This is a genomic window from Mycolicibacterium fallax (assembly GCF_010726955.1).
Taxonomy (GTDB): domain Bacteria; phylum Actinomycetota; class Actinomycetes; order Mycobacteriales; family Mycobacteriaceae; genus Mycobacterium; species Mycobacterium fallax.
Map to the genome: position 1 here is coordinate 3,180,644 of NZ_AP022603.1, position 18,657 is coordinate 3,199,300.

Annotated in this window: 12 protein-coding genes and 7 pseudogenes; 6 read left to right on the forward strand and 13 right to left on the reverse strand. The window is 64.7% G+C overall.

The window, feature by feature from the left end:
• The first annotated feature begins 28 nt into the window (after nucleotides 1-28).
• From G6N10_RS15175 to G6N10_RS15185, 3 genes and pseudogenes are all read left to right on the forward strand, one after another.
• Nucleotides 29-1,618, forward strand: coding sequence for a flavin-containing monooxygenase (locus tag G6N10_RS15175; protein WP_085094733.1), 1,590 nt, complete (start codon nucleotides 29-31; stop codon nucleotides 1,616-1,618).
• Between the two features lie 352 nt (nucleotides 1,619-1,970).
• A pseudogene (locus G6N10_RS15180) lies at nucleotides 1,971-2,676 on the forward strand (cytochrome P450); the annotation flags it as partial.
• Between the two features lie 163 nt (nucleotides 2,677-2,839).
• A complete protein-coding gene (locus G6N10_RS15185) occupies nucleotides 2,840-3,640 on the forward strand; it encodes an SDR family NAD(P)-dependent oxidoreductase (RefSeq protein ID WP_109558230.1) in 801 nt (266 codons plus the stop codon).
• A 48-nt stretch (nucleotides 3,641-3,688) separates the two neighbouring features.
• Here G6N10_RS15185 and G6N10_RS15190 read toward each other — a convergent pair.
• Nucleotides 3,689-3,991 (reverse strand): annotated as a pseudogene (locus G6N10_RS15190) (integrase core domain-containing protein); the annotation flags it as partial.
• Nucleotides 3,992-4,297: 306 nt separating this feature from the next.
• Here G6N10_RS15190 and G6N10_RS15195 point away from each other — a divergent pair.
• A pseudogene (locus G6N10_RS15195) lies at nucleotides 4,298-5,612 on the forward strand (IS256 family transposase).
• A 107-nt stretch (nucleotides 5,613-5,719) separates the two neighbouring features.
• On the opposite strand, the pseudogene G6N10_RS20610 reads toward G6N10_RS15195, so the two are convergent.
• The 3 genes and pseudogenes from G6N10_RS20610 to G6N10_RS15210 form a co-directional block, all read right to left on the reverse strand.
• A pseudogene (locus G6N10_RS20610) lies at nucleotides 5,720-6,529 on the reverse strand (transposase); the annotation flags it as partial.
• Nucleotides 6,529-6,963, reverse strand: coding sequence for a hypothetical protein (locus G6N10_RS15205; protein ID WP_085100849.1), 435 nt, complete (start codon nucleotides 6,961-6,963; stop codon nucleotides 6,529-6,531). The pseudogene G6N10_RS20610 and the gene G6N10_RS15205, both read right to left, overlap by 1 nt.
• A gap of 75 nt (nucleotides 6,964-7,038) precedes the next feature.
• Nucleotides 7,039-7,901: pseudogene (locus G6N10_RS15210) on the reverse strand (IS3 family transposase); the annotation flags it as partial.
• A gap of 52 nt (nucleotides 7,902-7,953) precedes the next feature.
• On the opposite strand from G6N10_RS15210, the pseudogene G6N10_RS15215 reads away from it, so the two are divergent.
• Nucleotides 7,954-9,362, forward strand: a pseudogene (locus G6N10_RS15215) (IS1380 family transposase).
• Between the two features lie 294 nt (nucleotides 9,363-9,656).
• The gene (locus G6N10_RS15220) at nucleotides 9,657-10,841 is read left to right on the forward strand and encodes an ISL3 family transposase (protein WP_272937775.1); all 1,185 of its coding nucleotides are present in this window, start codon (nucleotides 9,657-9,659) and stop codon (nucleotides 10,839-10,841) included.
• A 53-nt stretch (nucleotides 10,842-10,894) separates the two neighbouring features.
• On the opposite strand, the gene G6N10_RS15225 is transcribed toward G6N10_RS15220, so the two are convergent.
• The 9 genes and pseudogenes from G6N10_RS15225 to G6N10_RS15260 all read right to left on the reverse strand — a co-directional run bounded on the left by G6N10_RS15225 (nucleotide 10,895) and on the right by G6N10_RS15260 (nucleotide 18,576).
• Complete coding sequence (locus G6N10_RS15225; protein WP_011895441.1) at nucleotides 10,895-11,557, reverse strand: TetR/AcrR family transcriptional regulator; 663 nt, start codon at nucleotides 11,555-11,557, stop codon at nucleotides 10,895-10,897.
• A gap of 413 nt (nucleotides 11,558-11,970) precedes the next feature.
• Nucleotides 11,971-13,707 carry an acyclic terpene utilization AtuA family protein gene (locus tag G6N10_RS15230; RefSeq protein ID WP_011895440.1) on the reverse strand — a complete coding sequence of 579 codons (1,737 nt, stop codon included), beginning with the start codon at nucleotides 13,705-13,707 and terminating at the stop codon, nucleotides 11,971-11,973.
• A complete protein-coding gene (locus G6N10_RS15235; RefSeq protein ID WP_011895439.1) occupies nucleotides 13,704-14,516 on the reverse strand; it encodes a TIGR03084 family metal-binding protein in 813 nt (270 codons plus the stop codon). The genes G6N10_RS15230 and G6N10_RS15235 overlap by 4 nt, the downstream gene beginning before the upstream one ends.
• A 2-nt stretch (nucleotides 14,517-14,518) precedes the next feature.
• Entirely contained in the window at nucleotides 14,519-15,286 is a 768-nt protein-coding gene (locus G6N10_RS15240) for an enoyl-CoA hydratase/isomerase family protein (RefSeq protein ID WP_011895438.1), read from the reverse strand.
• 414 nt (nucleotides 15,287-15,700) lie between these two features.
• On the reverse strand, nucleotides 15,701-16,204 hold the full coding sequence (locus G6N10_RS15245) for a transposase (RefSeq protein WP_163742513.1): 504 nt from the start codon (nucleotides 16,202-16,204) through the stop codon (nucleotides 15,701-15,703).
• Entirely contained in the window at nucleotides 16,132-16,329 is a 198-nt protein-coding gene (locus G6N10_RS20750; protein ID WP_407663986.1) for a transposase, read from the reverse strand. Before G6N10_RS20750 ends, G6N10_RS15245 begins: the two co-directional genes overlap by 73 nt.
• Complete coding sequence (locus tag G6N10_RS15250; RefSeq protein ID WP_163742515.1) at nucleotides 16,272-16,721, reverse strand: helix-turn-helix domain-containing protein; 450 nt, start codon at nucleotides 16,719-16,721, stop codon at nucleotides 16,272-16,274. Before G6N10_RS15250 ends, G6N10_RS20750 begins: the two co-directional genes overlap by 58 nt.
• 53 nt (nucleotides 16,722-16,774) lie before the next feature.
• Nucleotides 16,775-16,849, reverse strand: a pseudogene (locus tag G6N10_RS20755) (hypothetical protein); the annotation flags it as partial.
• A gap of 218 nt (nucleotides 16,850-17,067) precedes the next feature.
• On the reverse strand, nucleotides 17,068-18,576 hold the full coding sequence (locus tag G6N10_RS15260; protein ID WP_085095082.1) for a carboxylesterase/lipase family protein: 1,509 nt from the start codon (nucleotides 18,574-18,576) through the stop codon (nucleotides 17,068-17,070).
• Nucleotides 18,577-18,657: the final 81 nt, after the last annotated feature.

Consider the following 18,657-nt stretch of genomic DNA (forward strand, 5'->3'; position numbering starts at 1 on the left):
CCCAGCACGAAGGTTGTATGAGCTAACGATGAAACCCGTGAAACGTGAACCAACCCAGGACAATCCCCCTGGTAACCCCTCGATCGTCATCATCGGCGCTGGCTTCGCCGGAATTACCCTTGCACTTCGCCTCAAACGCGCAGGGTTCGACAGGGTCCTCATTGTCGAAAAGGGCGATGGTGTCGGGGGAGTCTGGCGGGAGAACACCTACCCAGGGGCGGCCTGTGACGTCCCGTCGCAGTTGTACTCGATCTCCTCGGCGCCGAATCCCAGGTGGGGTCGGCGTTACGCAGAACAAGGCGATATCCTCGCCTACCTTCGCCGCGTCGCCGACGAAAGTGGTTTGCTGTCCCTCCTTCGGACCAAAACCGAAATCGCTAAGGCGGCCTTCGATGAGCGCACGAACACATGGCGTCTGACCACGACTACGAGTCAGGAATTGGAGTGCGATGTCGTCATTTCGGCCGTGGGCCAGCTGTCCCGACCCTCAGTTCCTGATATTCCTGGAATCTCGGGCTTCGCGGGCCCGTCGTTTCATTCCGCGAATTGGGACCACGATCTGAATCTCAGCGGCAAGCGGCTTGCGGTCGTCGGCACCGGCGCTAGTTCGGTGCAGTTCGTCCCGGTGGTCGCCGCAGGCGCTGAGCACTTGGACGTTTTCCAACGGTCAGCCCCATGGGTGCTGCCCAAATTCGACCGTCAGTACGGTGGGCGGCATCACCAACTGCTGCGCAAGTTGCCCATTCTGCGGCTCAGCGAACGTCTGATGATTTGGACGATATTCGAGTTGTTGGCGTTGGCACTCGTCGACGCGAAGCCAGTAGCGCGAGTCTTGGGAGTCATCGCCCTCCGGCACCTAGGTCGCCAGGTGTCGGATGCCCGGCTGCGTTCCCACCTGACGCCGGACTATGCGCCCGGGTGCAAGAGGATTCTGTTCTCCAGCGACTATTACCCCGCGCTCGCACGTCCCAACGTTTCATTGGTCACCGACGATATCCGGGCAGTAGAACCTGGCGGAATCCGCACGGTGAACGGCGACTTCCACGCCGCCGACGTGATCATCTACGGCACTGGCTTCAGTGCCACCGAGTTTCTTTCCCCGATGGAGGTCTACGGCCGCTCGGACCGAAAATTGTCGGACGTGTGGGCGGATGGCGCGCACGCCTACTACGGCCTATCGGTGCCAGAGTTTCCGAATTTCCTCATGATGTACGGGCCCAACACCAACGTGGGATCCGGGTCCATCGTCTACATGCTCGAATCGCAGGCCCGACACATCGTCAGGTTGATGAAGGTTCTCCGTGCCCATCCAGGAAGTGTTATCGAGGTCCGTGCCGATGTGGAGAAGCGCTTCAACGACCGGTTGAGTCGCCGCCTGGACAGATCCGTGTGGACTATGTGCACGAGCTGGTATCGCTCGGCGCGCGGGTCGATCTCTACCAACTGGCCCAGCCCGACCTTCTTGTATCGCCTTCGTGCGCGCAGGCCGAAGCGGCGCGCTTACGTCCTGTCGCGTCCCGCGCCCGCGAACTCGTCGCGCAGGGGGACACCCGAGCCGGCCAACACCCATCTGGCCGACATGCCCTATGCCCCAAGCGGGGCCGATAGCGTCGGCTAGTGGCGGCTCTGTTCAGTGACGGGTATCCGAGGACGGCGGGGAGTCGCCGACATTCGAGCGGCAACTGTGACCGCCGTTGACAGGGTGGTCACCGGTGTAAACGATGGGTGAAATCCTTCCGATAATGCGAGAAACAACATCAAGGGGGCACTCGATGACCAAATCGCCGTCCGGTTCGGCAAGCAAGTCCCGTGACCGGCTGTTGTCGGTACTACTGAATCCCCTCCCGCAGCGCGTCGAGCGCGCTATCCAGGAGTGAGTCGACGATGGCCGGTTCGCGAACTCGCCGCGCCGCCGACAGGTAGCGGATTGAAGCCAGTTATCGGCGATCAGGGATTGCCTCTCGTTGGCCTTCGCCCGGAACTTACCGGCGGCACGCTCGGGGCAGAATGGTGATTTACTCGCCGCGCTATGTGAGGCGCGCGCCGAGGACGGCGAACGCTTCACTGATGCGGACATCATAAATCAAATGATCTTTCTGATGATGGCCGCTCATGACACGTCAACGATCACCACTGCCGCTGTGGCGTACTTCTTGGCGAAGAATCCTGAATGGCAGGATCGACTTCGTGCTGAGTCTGACCGTCTAGGCGACGATCTGCCGGACATTGAGGACCTGGAGGGGCTTACGGCGATGGACTTGGTCATCAAGGAGTCGCTCAGACTAGTTGCACCGGTACCGTTGGTTATGCGTAAGACGGTGACCGACACCGTAATTGATGGCTACTACGTCCCCTCCGGAGTGCTCGTCGCCATCACGCCTGCGGTCAACCACTTTGCGCCCACAGTGTCGACCGAGCCGGACCGGTTTGACCCAACGCGACTCGAGCCGCCACGGCGCGAGGATCAGGCCCACCGCTTCGCCTGGCTTCCGTTCGGAGGAGGCGCGCACAAGCGCATCGGGATGCACTTCGGCACCTTGGAGGTGAAGGCAATACTGCACGAGATGCTGCGGGAATTCACCTGGAGTCTGGATGACGGCTACCGCGTTCGGTGGGACAATACGTCCCTGCCTGTTCCCTGTCGACGGCCTACCTATTACGTTGTGTCGCCGATGATATCTAGGTCATTCCACGAGACTTTTGAGTGCTTAGCCGAGCACATCGCCCTCACAGGGCGCCGGCGGAATCGACGCAGTCCTCCAAGTGGCCTCGGAGATCCTCAACAAACCCCGGCGAACCGTAGTCGGCAAACCTACGCAAACTGCCGGAAAGGATGGTCATGCTAGAACCATCAACAGCCGTCGTCACAGGAGCAGGTCGAGGGATTGGTCTGGAGATCGCGAGACAACTCGCCGCTGCCGGTCACAAGGTTTTGCTCACGGATGTGGATGGCGACGCAGCGGAGCGCGCTGCCACCGAGGTCGGCGGTGGCGCTTGGAGCGCCACGCACGACGTACGAGATCCGTCGGGTCATCGGGAAGTCGCTGCTCAGGCTTTAGCCGCTGGCCCTCTGGCGGTGTGGGTAAACAACGCTGGGATCCTACTCGCGGGTAACAGCTGGAGTCACAGCGATGCCGAGATTGCGTCGATCCTCGATGTCAATGTACGAGGTGTCGTTGCCGGCTCACACGCGGCAGTTGTCGCTATGGGCGCGGGTGGGGGCGCGATCCTCAACATCGCGTCCCTCTCGGCTCTGGCGCCCATCCCTGGATTAGCGATGTACGCAGCAACCAAAGCGGCCGTATTGTCGTTCACCACATCGCTGCAGGGCGACCTTGACCATGCGGGATTGCCAATCCACGCACGGGCGCTATGCCCTGACGTGGTAAGTACGAAAATGGTCACCGACCGAGTTGCCGACCCTGGGGCGGCGCTTCTGTTCGCCGGACCGCGTCCAATGGATGCTGCGGCCGTGGCCCGCGCGGGACTCGAGTTGCTGGAGAGTCGCCAGATATTCCGGGTAGTTCCTAGGTGGCGTGGCGTAGTTGCGCGCACTAGCGATGCTGCGCCGTCGCTTGGATTGAAAGCTTTCGCGTTGATGCGCGGCGTCGGTGAGCGGCGCCAACGCAATCATCGTTGATGGCGGTGGGGACTGCCCCGACTTCGGTTGACTCCGCGGGTGTGAACATCAGGCCGCGGGTGCGGCAGGTGTGTGGAGCAATTCGAACTCTATCGGGGTGAGTCTGCCGAGGGCCCGTTGGCGGCGGCGACGGTGGTAGGTGCGCTCGATCCAGGTCACGATGGCCAGCCGGAGTTCAGCCCGCGTCGGCCATCGCTTACGGTCGAGCACGTTGCGCTGCAGGAGTGCGAAGAATGATTCCATCGCCGCGTTGTCTCCGCATGCGCCCACCCGGCCCATGGAGCCATGTAATCCGTTGCGCAACAGTGCATGGACGAACTTTCGTGACCTGAATTGACTGCCCCTGTCCGAATCGGAATTTGTCAAGATGTTTGAGTCCAACGGGTGTTATGCGGCTGCCGTCTGGTCCTCCTGTTCGGTTGGTTTGGGTGGGTTGATCGCGGCCGCCTCGGGTAGGTCGATGATCTTGGGTGCGTGATCGCGACCGAACCGCTGCGGGTGGCGTGCTCGGGCGTCGGCGAGGAGCAATGATCAGAACCTGTGGATGAGCCTCGGGATGGGGGCGTGAAAGTGGGCGCACCTTCCCGAGGATGATCTGAAAGTCAGTAGGTCCGATCATGAGCCGGCGTTGGCGCGCTGGTTCGGGAAGGTACGCCCATGCTCACCGTAGTTCACGACGCCGAGGACGCCAACGGCCACGAGGCCTCTGGGCGCTCGTTGTTGGACGAGATCGTCCGCGACGGTGCCCGGCAAATGCTGGCCGCGGCGTTGCAGGCCGAGGTCGCCGCGTATGTGGCCCAGTACGCCGATCAGCTCGACGACAACGGGCACCGGCTGGTGGTGCGCAACGGCTACCACCAGCCACGTGAGGTGTTGACCGCAGCCGGTGCGGTGCAGGTGAAAGCTCCACGAGTCAACGACAAACGCGTCGACCCCGACACTGGTGAGCGGAAACGGTTTTCCTCGGCGATCCTGCCGGCGTGGGCGCGCAAGTCACCGCAGATGAGCGAGGTGCTGCCGCTTTGTATCTGCACGGGCTGTCGACCAGTGATTTCGGGCCGGCCCTGGAGCAGTTTCTGGGCTCGGGTGCCGGGTTGTCGGCCACCACGATCACCCGGCTGACCAGTCAGTGGCAAGATGAGGCCCGCGCGTTCGCCGCCCGGGACCTGTCGGGCACCGATTACGTCTACCTGTGGGTGGACGGCATCCACCTCAAGGTCCGCCTGGACCAGGAAAAGCTGTGCTTGCTGGTGATGCTGGGTGTGCGCGCTGACGGCCGCAAAGAACTGGTGGCGATCACCGACGGCTACCGCGAATCGACCGAGTCGTGGGCTGATCTGCTGCGCGACTGCAAGCGACGCGGCATGACCGCCCCGTGCTCGCGGTCGGCGATGGCGCACTCGGGTTCTGGAACGCGGTGCGTGAGGTGTTCCCGGCCACCAAAGAGCAGCGGTGCTGGTTTCATAAGCAGGCTAATGTTCTTGCCGCGCTGCCGAAATCAGCGCACCCGTCGGCGTTGGCGGCGATCAAGGAGATCTACAACGCCGAGGATATCGACAAGGCCCAGCTCGCGGTCAAAGCCTTCGAGGTCGACTTCGGGGCCAAGTATCCTAAAGCGGTCGCCAAGATCACCGACGATCTGGACACCCTGCTGGAGTTCTACCACTACCCGGCCGAACATTGGATTCACCTACGCACCACGAATCCGATCGAAAGCACCTTCGCCACAGTGCGTTTGCGCACCAAGGTCACCAAAGGCCCGGGATCACGCGCGGCCGGACTGGCTATGGCCTACAAGCTCATCGACGCCGCCGCGGCCCGCTGGCGCGCCGTCAACGCCCCACACCTGGTCGCTTTGGTCCGCGCCGGCGCGGTCTTCCACAAGGGAAAGCTGCTCGAACGCCCCACCGAGATCACCCCAACACAGCCGCCCACCGACGGCGCCGAACAACCCGGAACGGAGGTCGCCTGAACAACCCGATCCACAGGTATTGACAATTTCTCGTCGGCGAGCACGATCCGTCGCTGGGTGTCCTTGACGGCGGCCAGGCCGTAGAACACGTCTGCGGGGGTGTGTAGACCGATGCTGCTGTGATGGTGTTCGTGGTTGTACCAGGCCACGAAGGAGTCCATGAAATCTCTTGCGTGGTGGATGGATTCAAAGCGATCTGGGAATGTCGGCGCGTACTTAAGGGTCTTGAACCACGACTCGCTGTAGGGATTGTCATTGGAGACCTTGGGTCGCGAATGCGAACGGGTCACTCCCAGCTCCGCGAGCAGGCCGGCGACGCTGTTGCTGGTCATCGAGGTGCCCCGGTCGGCGTGCACGACGTGCGGGATGCCGTAGGTGCCGAAGATCTGCTCCATCAGCTCCTTGGCCAGCACCCCGCATTCGCGGGCATGCACGTGCACGCCGACGATGTAACGCGAGTAGATGTCGATCATCACGTAGGCGTCGTAGTAGACGCCTTTGACCGGGCCGGCCAGTTTGGTGATGTCCCATGAGTACACCTGCCGCGGTGCAGTCGCCACCAACTCCGGGCAGACCGCCTTGCGGTGGCGAGCCAGCCGACGTCGCTCTTTGACCTGCTTGTGGGCGCCCAGAATGCGATACATCGTCGAGATCGAGCACAGGTAGGTGTCCTCGTCGAGCAGCGTGGCCCACACCTGCATCGGGGTGGTGTCGACGAACCGGGCGCTGTTGAGCTCGTCGAGGACCCGCGCGCATTCAGCGGTCGTGAGCTTGTTGACCGGCACCCGCGCCACCGGATCGCGCGGCGCCGGAGCCGGCTTGGCCCGCCGCAACGCCGTCGAGCGGTGCATGCCGGTCAACACCGCCGCAACCCGGGTGCTGACCCCGTGGGTGCGTAGCTCATTCCAGGCGTCCATCAGCGCTTCGTCGGCTTGTTGTCCGGCTCCGCGCTCTCGGAGAGACTCTCCAAGAGCGCGTGTGCTTTTCCCATGATCTCCAAGGCCGCCTCGGTGGTCGTCAGCCGCTTGTTCGTCTTATCGAGTTCGCGTTTGAGCCGGGCGATCTCAACCTGCTCGGCAGTGAGTCGCCCGACCTTCGCCCCGGCCGGCTTGCCGTCCAGGACGCCGGCATCGCGCTGTTTGCGCCATTCGCTGATCAGCGAGGAGTACAGGCCCTCACGGCGCAGGTAACCACCGCCATCATTGGTCTCGCAGGCCTGTTCGTAGGCGGCCAGGTGCGCGAGCTTGTCGGCCGGGCTAAACGAGCGCCGCCGCTGCGGGCCACCAGCACGTGGACGTGTTGAATCCATGTGCGCATTCTCCCCGGCGGAAGCCAGGCTGGAAATCGTCATCTTCGGGTTGATCCGTATCTCGCCCTGCAGGCGGGTTGCTATGAACCACTGGACTCAACTCACCTTGACATGCAGGGAATGGACAATCGTCGCGACGGGTGAGCGCAGTGCCACGGCATGATCTAGGGCGGCCACCGCCAGCGATGATTTCATGCGCGAGTCGATCGAGTAGCCCACGATCCGGTTGGAGTAGAGGTCCTTGATGGCGCAGAGGTAGAGCTTGCCTTCATCGGTGTGGTGCTCGGTGATGTCGGTCAGCCATATCTGGTTGGCGGCCTCGGCGTTGAACTTCCGGTCGACGAGATCGTCGTGGACCGGCGGTCCGGACCGGCGGTTCAGTCCTCGCTTCTTCGCGAAGACCGACCAGATGCGCTCTTGCGAGCACAGTCGGGCGACGCGGTTCTCGCCGGCAGTGATCCCACGGCCGGGCAGTTCGTCGGCGATGAATCGGTACCCGAATGCGGGGTCGTCGGCGTGGATGTCGCGGGCGGCATTGATCAGGTGCGCATCATCCCAATCCCGCTGCGTCAAAGGCGCTTTGCGCCACTTGTAGAAAGCTTGGGTGGAGAACCCTAGAACCCGGCAGGTCACCGTGACGGGAACACCGTCGTCGGCAAGGTCGAGGACCAGCGGGTACATCATTTTGGGTTGACGCCCTGGGACAGGTAGCCCACCGCGCGGCGCATCACTTCGGCTTCCTGTTCGAGAAGCTTGATCCGTTTGTGCGCTTCACGTAGCTGCGCGGCTACGTCCCCGCCGGCCGCCACCGATGTCGCGGCCCGGCCGACACCGTCCTCGCGGTCAGCGATCTTGAGCCAACGATGCAGGCAGGCCTCGGAAACACCGAAGTCCTTCGCGATCTGCCGCAGCGGCACCTCGCCCTTGCGGGCGACAGCGATCACGTCAGCGCGGAACTCAGCGGGAAATGCTTTCGGCACGGGTTGATCCTTCCAGCAAGGACGAATCCTCACAGGTCAGGAGTCAACCAAACTGGGGGCAGTCCCGTCCCACAGGTTCACCACGTCGTCGGCGGTCTTCGATGATGAGCATCTCGTGTCGTGCGCCGGGCTGGTGCCGGTGATGACCTTGGCTCAACAGAGCCGCCTTTCGGTGCTGTTGGAGCAGAAGGTTCGTTTCACCTGCGAGCGGATCAAATCTGGTGCGGCCAATCCGTCCCCGAAGCTGACCACCCTGATCGCCGGCATGTGTGCCGGCGCGGACAGCATCGATGACCTCGATATCGTGCGCTCGGGCGGGATGAAGACCCTCTTCGACGGCGTGTACGCATCATCGACGATCGGAACCCTGTTGCGGGAGTTCACCTTCGGGCACACCCGCCAACTCGAATCAGTGCTGCGCGAGCACCTGGCCGCGCTGTGCTCGCGCGTCGATCTGATCCCCGGCGCCGACGTGCGGGCCTTCGTCGACATCGACTCGCTACTGCGCCCGGTCTTTGGTCACGCCAAACAAGGGGCCTCGTATGGGCACACCAAGATCGCCGGGAAGCAGATCCTGCGCAAGGGCCTGTCGCCGTTGGTTGCCACGATCAGCACCGACAGCGGTGCGCCGGTGATCGCCGGTGCGCGGTTGCGGGCAGGCAAGACCAACTCCGGTAAGGGCGCAGCCCAGATGATCGCTCAGGCCGTGGCGACCGCACGTGCCGCTGGTGTTACCGGGCAGATTCTGGTGCGCGGCGACTCGGCGTACGGCAACAGCACCGTGGCGACTGCCTGCCGCCGCGCCGGAGCCCGATTCTCGCTGGTGCTGACCAAGTCAACCGCCGTGGCCGCGGCCATCGACTCCATCGATAACAACGCCTGGATTCCGGTCAACTACCCCGGCGCAGTGCGCGACCCGACACCGGCGGATGGATCTCCGACGCCGAAGTCGCCGAAACCACCTACACCGCTTTCAGTTCCACCGATCACCCGGTCACTGCACGGTTGATCGTGCGCCGCGTCAAAGACGCCCGCTACCCAGACGCCCTGTTCCCGGTGTGGCGGTACCACCCGTTCTTCACCGACACCGACGAACCGATCGATGCCGCCGACATCACCCACCGCCGCCACGCCATCATCGAAACCGTGTTCGCCGACCTCATCGACGGACCCCTGGCGCACATGCCTTCGGGGCGGTTCGGGGCCAACTCGGCTTGGATCCTGTGCGCCGCGATCGCCCACAATCTGTTGCGCGCGGCCGGTGTCCTGGCCGGCGCGACGAACGCCGTCGCGCGAGGATCCACACTGCGCCGCCGCATCGTCAACATTCCGGCCCGACTTGCCCGACCCCAACGGCGGCCGACACTGCACCTACCCAGCCACTGGCCTTGGGCATCAACGTGGACCACCCTGTGGCGCAACACCATCGGATACAGCCCACCAGCGGCAATCCCCACCTGACCACCCGCCGAAAGGCCCGACCGGAGCACACAGGAAAAGCTGGACAGACCAGCAGCTACACGCTGCCCACCACCCACAGCACCGCAAAAATCAGGCTCTACTGCCATGAATGTGGTTCCGGTGGAGTGTGTTATGTCTCGCGTGGCGTAGGGGTCTGGGCGCACGGGCAGCCCCTAGATTCGAAAGCTCCTACACCCCGACTCAAGGAGCTTGCCCGTGCGCGCGTCCACCCTACTCAATCGTGTCCTGAACCTGCCGGATACCACGGTCGCCGACGTCGAGATCGGCGACGAGGTGACGGTCTCGGTACGCCTACGACGGCGGGTGATGTGTTGTCCGCATTGCGATTTCCGTACCCGGCGCTGCTACGACACGCGGGGGGTGGATTCGAGGTGGCGACACCTGGATCTGGGTGGGCGGGTCTGCGTACTGACGCTGCGCCGACGCCGGTTACGGTGCCCCTCCCATGGTGTCCTCGCCGAGTCGGTGCCCTTCGCCCGGCCGGGGTCAGGGTTCACCCGCGACTTCGAGGACCTCGCGGTCTGGCTGGTCTCCAAGTGTGACAAGACGACGGTCTCGCGGTTCTGCCGCGTCACGTGGCGCACCGTCGGGGCGATGTGTGCCCGCGTCGTGACCGAGAAACTGGACCCCGACCGACTTCGCGGGCTGGTCGATATCGGCGTCGATGAGATCTCCTGGCGCAAGCACCACAAGTACCTGACGCTGGTCTCTGACCACGACACCGGCACCATCGTCTGGGGTGCCCCGGGCAAGACCGCGGCCACCCTCGATGGGTTCTTCACCGCCGCCCTGCCCGAGGGCGGGGCGGCCTCGATCGAGGCCGTCTCGATGGACCTCGGGCCGGCGTACGCGAAATCGGTTCGCGCCCATGCCCCGCAGGCAATGATCTGCTTCGACCCGTTCCACGTCGTCAAGCTCGCCAACGACGCCCTCGACGACGTCCGCCGCCAGGTATGGCAGTCCGCGCGCAAGCTCTCGAACAAACAGATCGCCCGAACCTACAAAGGGGCCCGCTGGGCGTTGCTGAAGAACCCCGACTCCCTGACCGCGACGCAGAAGGCCACCCTCGCCCAGCTCAAACGTGAAGGCGGAGCATTGGTTCGCGCCTACGAACTCAAGGAATCGCTGCGCGCGGTGTTCGCCGGCGACCTCGACACCGACACCGTCACCCACATGCTCGCCAAGTGGTGCTCCTGGGCGCAGCGCTGCCGGATACCGCAATTCATCAAGGTCGGCACAACCATCAAGAAACACCTCGACGGCATCCACGCCGCCGTCGAACACGGCCTGGCCAACGGCCGCCACGAAGGCCTGAACAACAAAGTCCGATTGATCATCCGCAGGGCCTACGGCTTCCACACCGCCGAACACGCCCTCGCCATGATCATGCTCGCCTGCGGACCCGTCACCCTCGAGCTCCCGTACCACACAACACTGCGACCACATTCACGGCAGTAGAGCCAAAAATCAATCCCCAGACACCTCAACCGGGTCGATCCACGGATCGAGGCTTAGTGCTGCGGCGTACCGGGACGCGGACAGGATGGTTCAGTGTTCACGCCGCGCACCTGGTGACTCGACGCGGGGACGCCGAGCACGGCGTGACCCATCGCAACGAGCAGCGCAGAGGTCTGTTCGGGAGCCAGGCCAGTGCCGCGGTAGTGCAAGATCGATTGAATGGCTCCGATCGCTCCATGAACCATCGCCCGAAGTTCAATCTCATCGACCGCGGGCCGCAATTCTCCGACGAGGTGTACCCACTCTTCTAGATAGAGTCGCTGCTTTCGGCGCAACCGGCTCTGGTGCTGATCCGACAGATTGTGCACTTCGCGGTAATACACCATTGCCAGCTCGCGTTGATCCATTACCAAGGCGACTTGGTCTGACACCAGCAGGGTCAGCGCCTCCGCCTCGTCGCGGGACTGCTCGACGATCGCCGTCGCACGCTTAAGGAGTTTGTCCACCACTCGCTCGAAGAGGGCCGCCAGTAGATCGCTCTTACTGTTGAAATGGCGATAGATGGCCGGCCCGACAACCCCTGATGCAACGCCGATGTCGGCCATGGAGACAGCGTGGTAGCCCCGCTCGGCAATCAACTCGGTGGCAGAGGCGAGAATCCGTTCCCGACGTTCGCCGCCGACCCGGGTACGTCCGGCAACGACCACCTTGTTCACTACTACCTTCCTTCGCTCGCAACCAGGGCTCGCGCAGCACTGCAGCGCCGGGAGCTACACTACGAACGTTAACACCTGCTCACAATCCCAGGTTGAGTTGAAATGTAGACGCCCAGTGGCAGGTGGCTGGCGCCTGCGCGTGTGATCCCCATTCGTGGATGTGCCCGCTCATTGGCCAAGATCGGCAACCGCGTGGGCAGATCGCTGCGCCCTCTTTGGATGTCCAGTTCGGCAAGGAACTGGACAAAGCCATCTCTCCGTCTGCCGGACGCTGTTGGCGTCATCCGATCGTCATCACATCGTTCGGCAACACGGCTTTGGCAAAGGGGCTACGTCAAGCAGCAGGCAGAGGACGGCGACTTGATTGGCGATACGTCGACAGAGTGGCCCGGCTACTCCAAATTCGGGATTTGTCAGGTCGCGCCGACAAGGGATTGCGGTATGTCCACGATGCGGGAGCGCAGGTACTCGCACAAGCCCTTCGCCTGGGCATCCGGCCGGGTCGAGGATGCCACGCCTTCCCCCAGCAGCCCGTGCACCACAACGTTGAGCGCACGCAGGTTGGGCAGCTCGAATCGCTCTATGCGCAGCTGCGCAGCCTCCGGGCCGAGCAGCCCGCGCAGTCGCTCGACGGTTAAGTGCTCGCGCACCCAGGCATAGCCGGCGTCGTCGCGGGCCCAGAGACCAATATTGGCGTTGCCGCCCTTGTCGCCGGACCGCGCGCCCAGAACCGCGCCCAGCGGCGCGCGGCATGTCGGCTCGGTCGGCGGCGCGGCTGCCGCGCTGCCCCGGACCTTCGCGGCCGGCACGCTACCGGTCGGCGGATCGGCGATCCTCCGGCGCTCACCGTTGGGCAGCACCACGACCTGCGTCACGCTCGACCGGGGCACGGTCGCTGGGCGATACACGCCGAACACTGACTCCGACGTGGGTGGCGTGGTGGTGTGGAAGCCGGCATACCCGGCCAGAGCGATCTCCATGATTGCGCTCGAGAACGCCCGGCCGACCTTGCGCGGGTCGGTGTCCTTGACCGTGATCCGCAAGTGCGCGCACGCCTGGTCGTTGGTGGGGGCGTCCGGTGTGTCGAAACGCAGAAACCGGACGTCGACCTCGGCGAAGGATCCCCGGCCGCCGAGGATGTCGAACAGCTGCTGCTGCGCGAACGCGGCTTTCGCCTCCAGGTCCAAGCCGGTGAGCACCATCGTCATGGTGTTCCGGTAGCCCCCGACCTCGTTCAGCGCCACCTTGAGCGTCTCCGGTGGCGGGCTGCCGGTGACACCCGTGATCGCCACCCGGTGCTCGGCCTGCTGGGCCAGCGAGATCGTGTCGAAGTGAGTCACCACGTCGGGCCCCAGATAGGCCGGCTCGGCGATCTCGTAGAGCAGCTGGGCGGTGACCGTACCGACCGACACCAGCCCCCCGGTGTCGGCGTGCTTGGTGATCACCGACGAGCCGTCGGCCGCCACCTCCGCGATCGGGAAGCCCGGGTAGCGACGGTCGGTGATCTCGTCGAGGAAGGCGTAGTTGCCGCCCGTGGCCTGTGGTCCGCATTCGATGACGTGGCCGGCCACGACGGCACCGGCGAGCCGGTCCCAGTCGGTGCGCTCCCACCCGTGCCACCAGGCGGCCGGGCCGACGACCAGCGAGGCGTCTGTCACCCGTCCGGTGACGACGACGTCGGCGCCCGCACCCAGCGCTTCGGCGATACCCCAACCCCCGAGGTAGGCGTTGGCCGAGACCGGCTTGACCTCACCGACCGCAGGGGTGATCGCGGAGAGGTTCCCGCGCAAGTCGTCACCTTCGATGTGGGCGATCCGGACGGTGATACCGAGCCGGTCCGCAAGCTCGCGCAATCTGACGGCCAGCCCGGCCGGGTTGAGCCCACCGGCGTTGGCCACGATCTTGATACCGCGGTCGGAACAGGTGCCCAACACCTGCTCCATCTGGGTCAGGAACGTGCGCGCGTAACCGCCCGCCGGATCCTTCGCCTGGGCCTTCGCCAGGATGAGCATCGTCAGTTCAGCGAGGTAGTCCCCGCACAGCACGTCGATGCTCTGCTCGCCCGTCCCGCCCTCGACCATCTCCCGCGCCGCGGCGATCCGGTCGCCGTAGAAGCCCGAGCAATTTCCGATGCGTACCGGGTCCCTCACGACACACCTCCGTCGAACTGTCCTGCGGTGCGCCCGCCACCGGGAGGTCCGGCGAAGGCCTGCGCGATGGAGAGCCACTGGTCGGCGAGCGGACCGGTGACGTGCAGTGCGGTGTCGTCGCGATGCCTGCGCTGGGTGACGAGCAGGCAGAAGTCGTGCGCAGTGCCGGTGACCCGGTTGGGCACGCCGTCGGGGCCCCAGGTCCACAGCGTGCCCCCCGGTGCGGTGAGCTCGACACGGACGGGTTCCTCGGGCACCTCCAGGCCGTTGGCCATGTAGCTGAACGCCCGCGCTCCCACGCCGATGTGGGCGACGTGGCGCAACCGGGCCGAGGGCACACGGGTCACTCCCAGCGCGTCGGCGATGTCCTGACCGTGCGCCCAGGTCTCCATGATCCGCGCGGTCAGCGAGGAAGCCGCGCTCATAGGGAGGCCGAACCACGGCACCCGCATCGAGGGGTCGATCGCTGCGAAGGCAGCGACGAGGGCGCGGCGCGCGCCGTCGAACCAGGACAGCAGCTCCGCTGTCGGCATCGGCCGGTAGCGCTCGGCGATGGTGTCCGGGGAGATCCGGCCGTCGGCGAGCATGGGCAGCACCTCGGCCGTGAACCCTTCGGGGTCGGTGGCTGAGCGCACCGCGGCGTCGTCGAAGAACGCAAGATGGCTGATCTGATCGCGGACCGCCCAGCCTGCCGCGGGGGTGGGCGCGTCCCACCCGGCTTGCCCCTCGGGCAGCTCGGCGATCAGTGACCACAGCTCGGCCGTTTCCGCCCCGATGTCGGTGATCAAGGACTCCATCGGCACGGCCACGTCTAACGTCCCTTCCAAACCGGTGTGCGCTTCTCGCGGAACGCGGCGGGACCCTCTAGCGCGTCGGCGCTGAGGTACACCGGCTCCCATATCTGGTCGGCGTGGGCGTAGGCCTCCGTCAGGTGGTGCGCTGCGGAGAGGTATACGGTCTTTTTTGCCGCGAGTACGGACAGCGGTGCGTTGGAAGCGATCCGCAGGGCGATCTCCTGAACTCGTACCCGCAGCTCCGCTGCGGGCACGACCTCGTTCACCATGCCTACCTCGCGGGCGCGCTCGGCAGTGATCGGGTCGCCGGTCATCAAAATCTGCAGCGCAATCCGCGGCGGCAGCAGCCACGACAGCGGGACAGCCCATGGCGAGCCGCGGCCTACCTTGACCTCGCTGACCGCGAACCTGGCGTGCTCGGCTGCGATGACGAGGTCGCACTGCTGGGCCAGTAGGAATCCGCCGGCGAAGGCGACGCCGTTCACCGCGGCGATGGTCGGCTTGGCGACCTGGATGTTGCGCCCGAATTGCGGCGCGAAGTCTGGCGGCGGAACCGTGAGCGCCGTCTCCGCCATCTCTTTAAGGTCCCCTCCGGCGCAGAACGCCTTATCGCCTGCCCCGGTCAGCACCAGAACCTTGGCGGAGTCGTCGGCGTTGAAGCGGTGAACGCTGTGGAACAGTCCCTGCCGGACCGCCCCGTTGAGCGCGTTCCGTGCCTCGGGGCGATTGATCGTCAACCAGGCCACCCCGTCGACGACCTCGTAGGTGATCGCTTCCTCGCTCATCAATCCCCGTCCTGATCGGCACCCGCCCTCCCGATGTGAGGGCTCGTTCACTCGCAGTACGTTACCCGGCAGAATGTCGCGAGGACCAGTTGGTGAGCGAACGCGTTGCGTCCGGCGGCGCAACCCGACCGGCGTGGCCAGCTCCGTAAATGTTGGGTTCGCCACCTCGTCGGCCGCATTCGGTTCGAGCGATTGACGAGATCGGATCCCAAGGCCGCAACACGGGGTTGCATTCGTACGTCAAGTCCTCGGCAAGAATGTGGCCCTCTTCGGCCTTTTGGGATTGGCACGCCGGAGGTGCTCCTTGCCACCGTTTCACCCTTGGCTCCCAGAAACAATCGGTGCCAAATGCTGTGAACGCATGCGTCGCCGCGGGGAACCGCTCGTCAGCGTCCGAGGACTTGAAAACCGGCTCTACTGCCGTGAATGTGGTCGCAGTGTTGTGTGGTACGGGAGCTCGAGGGTGACGGGTCCGCAGGCGAGCATGATCATGGCGAGGGCGTGTTCGGCGGTGTGGAAGCCGTAGGCCCTGCGGATGATCAATCGGACTTTGTTGTTCAGGCCTTCGTGGCGGCCGTTGGCCAGGCCGTGTTCGACGGCGGCGTGGATGCCGTCGAGGTGTTTCTTGATGGTTGTGCCGACCTTGATGAATTGCGGTATCCGGCAGCGCTGCGCCCAGGAGCACCACTTGGCGAGCATGTGGGTGACGGTGTCGGTGTCGAGGTCGCCGGCGAACACCGCGCGCAGCGATTCCTTGAGTTCGTAGGCGCGAACCAATGCTCCGCCTTCACGTTTGAGCTGGGCGAGGGTGGCCTTCTGCGTCGCGGTCAGGGAGTCGGGGTTCTTCAGCAACGCCCAGCGGGCCCTTTGTAGGTTCGGGCGATCTGTTTGTTCGAGAGCTTGCGCGCGGACTGCCATACCTGGCGGCGGACGTCGTCGAGGGCGTCGTTGGCGAGCTTGACGACGTGGAACGGGTCGAAGCAGATCATTGCCTGCGGGGCATGGGCGCGAACCGATTTCGCGTACGCCGGCCCGAGGTCCATCGAGACGGCCTCGATCGAGGCCGCCCGCCCTCGGGCAGGGCGGCGGTGAAGAACCCATCGAGGGTGGCCGCGGTCTTGCCCGGGGCACCCCAGACGATGGTGCCGGTGTCGTGGTCAGAGACCAGCGTCAGGTACTTGTGGTGCTTGCGCCAGGAGATCTCATCGACGCCGATATCGACCAGCCCGCGAAGTCGGTCGGGGTCCAGTTTCTCGGTCACGACGCGGGCACACATCGCCCCGACGGTGCGCCACGTGACGCGGCAGAACCGCGAGACCGTCGTCTTGTCACACTTGGAGACCAGCCAGACCGCGAGGTCCTCGAAGTCGCGGGTGAACCCTGACCCCGGCCGGGCGAAGGGCACCGACTCGGCGAGGACACCATGGGAGGGCACCGTAACCGGCGTCGGCGCAGCGTCAGTACGCAGACCCGCCCACCCAGATCCAGGTGTCGCCACCTCGAATCCACCCCCCGCGTGTCGTAGCAGCGCCGGGTACGGAAATCGCAATGCGGACAACACATCACCCGCCGTCGTAGGCGTACCGAGACCGTCACCTCGTCGCCGATCTCGACGTCGGCGACCGTGGTATCCGGCAGGTTCAGGACACGATTGAGTAGGGTGGACGCGCGCACGGGCAAGCTCCTTGAGTCGGGGTGTAGGAGCTTTCGAATCTAGGGGCTGCCCGTGCGCCCAGACCCCTACGCCACGCGAGACATAACACACTCCACCGGAACCACATTCATGGCAGTAGAGCCTGAAAACCTTCCCATGCTTTCCGGCGGTCGGCGTGGGGGTCGTTGTCCACTCGCGAAGCGCGATCGAAGACGAGGACCGGACGGGCGTCGCTGGTGTAGCGCGGCCAGCCGTCTCCTGGAACTCCGGTGCGTGCGAAAGCATCCCAGCGCCCTTGCATGTCGTCGCTCACGCGTAGGGCCGAGCGGCGATCGGCTCCGGCGCTGAGTAGCCGACCGAGCGGCGTGCGGTAGGCGTCGAACACCGCAAGAAGCTCCGTCGCATGGGTGGCACCCAGCCCGGCCCATTGCAGAGTTCGCGGGGCGAAGTCATAGCGGTACAGATATGTGGGGGCGTGCCGACTGTGGGAATCCGCGAGCTGCCACAGTGTCGATCCGAATGTGAAGTCGGCCCCCAGTCGGATACAGGCATCGGGGGCCGGATATTCGGGATAGGCAGCAGTAATTCGCTCGCGACAGGTGGGTTCCGCTCCCGCTAGTAACGCTTCGATCTTGGCTTCGTTCGTCGGGAGGAGTTTGAGGAAGCGAGTGAACAACCGGCCCTCGTCGGCGTTCGTACCGACGATCAGCGGCACACGGTACGCCTTGCCGTCGCGCATCGCTTGAATGGGCTCGGACGGTAGATAGTCGGTTCCGAATGTGCATCCCACCGGGTAACCGCCAGCAAGGTCCGATGCACTCGTGGTGAGCAAGCGATCGAATGCATTCACCAGTTGAGCCGGACGCGCCGCCAACAGGAGGCGGGCGGGCTCCCGCTCGTCGGCGCAGAGAATGGATGCGAACTTGGCGGCGAACTCCGCGGCCAGCTCCTGGGAGCGGGATAGCGCGCCGGCCGGACTTTGTGAGATAGCCTGTGCGAAAAGCCCTTTAGCCGCTGGCACGGCCAGCAAAGTGGTAACGGCGTGCGCGCCCGCGCTCTCTCCGAAGATCGTCACGTTATCGGGATCGCCGCCGAATGCCGCGATGTTCTCGCGTACCCACCTGAGCGCCGACACGAGGTCACGCAAGTAGAGGTTGTCGTCAATATGGATGTCTGCGGTGGACAGCGACGACAGGTCGACAGCCCCTAGCGCGCCGAGGCGGTAGTTTGTCGATACGTACACGCAACCGCTGCGGGCAAGCGACGCGCCATCATAGATCGGTGTCGCGGAACTGCCCAGGAAGTACGCCCCGCCGTGAATGAAGAACATCACGGGCAGAGGTCGGTCCGAGCCGCCGTCGGGTGCAACGACATTGAGGGTGAGGCAGTCCTCGCTCATGGGCTGGAACTTGCCCGGACCGACGATGGTGTATCGGCGGGGCTGTGGAGCGCAGTAGCGGAATCGGTGGCAGGGTCGGACGCCGTCCCACGCTTCGACCGGCTGGGGAGCCTTGAACCGCAGCGCGCCGACTGGTGGCTTGGCGTAGGGAATGGAACGCCAGCGATTGACGCCGTCCCGCGTGAATCCTTCGATGGCGCCCGAGGTGAGTTCGGTGCGGACTGTCTTCGCTGGCATGTATCGACAATAGCGAATGACTATTCACACCAGCGCCCGGCTCTGCCGTTCAGTCGCCGTGTCGGGCACGGTTTGGCCTGC

Coding starts and splice junctions, on each gene's coding strand:
- G6N10_RS15175 (WP_085094733.1), top strand. CDS start 29: ATGAAACCCGTGAAACGTGAACCAACCCAGGACAATCCCCCTGGTAAC.
- G6N10_RS15185 (WP_109558230.1), top strand. CDS start 2,840: ATGCTAGAACCATCAACAGCCGTCGTCACAGGAGCAGGTCGAGGGATT.
- G6N10_RS15205 (WP_085100849.1), bottom strand. CDS start 6,963: ATGACGATTTCCAGCCTGGCTTCCGCCGGGGAGAATGCGCACATGGAT.
- G6N10_RS15240 (WP_011895438.1), bottom strand. CDS start 15,286: ATGAGCGAGGAAGCGATCACCTACGAGGTCGTCGACGGGGTGGCCTGG.
- G6N10_RS15245 (WP_163742513.1), bottom strand. CDS start 16,204: ATGGCAGTCCGCGCGCAAGCTCTCGAACAAACAGATCGCCCGAACCTA.
- G6N10_RS20750 (WP_407663986.1), bottom strand. CDS start 16,329: ATGGACCTCGGGCCGGCGTACGCGAAATCGGTTCGCGCCCATGCCCCG.
- G6N10_RS15260 (WP_085095082.1), bottom strand. CDS start 18,576: ATGCCAGCGAAGACAGTCCGCACCGAACTCACCTCGGGCGCCATCGAA.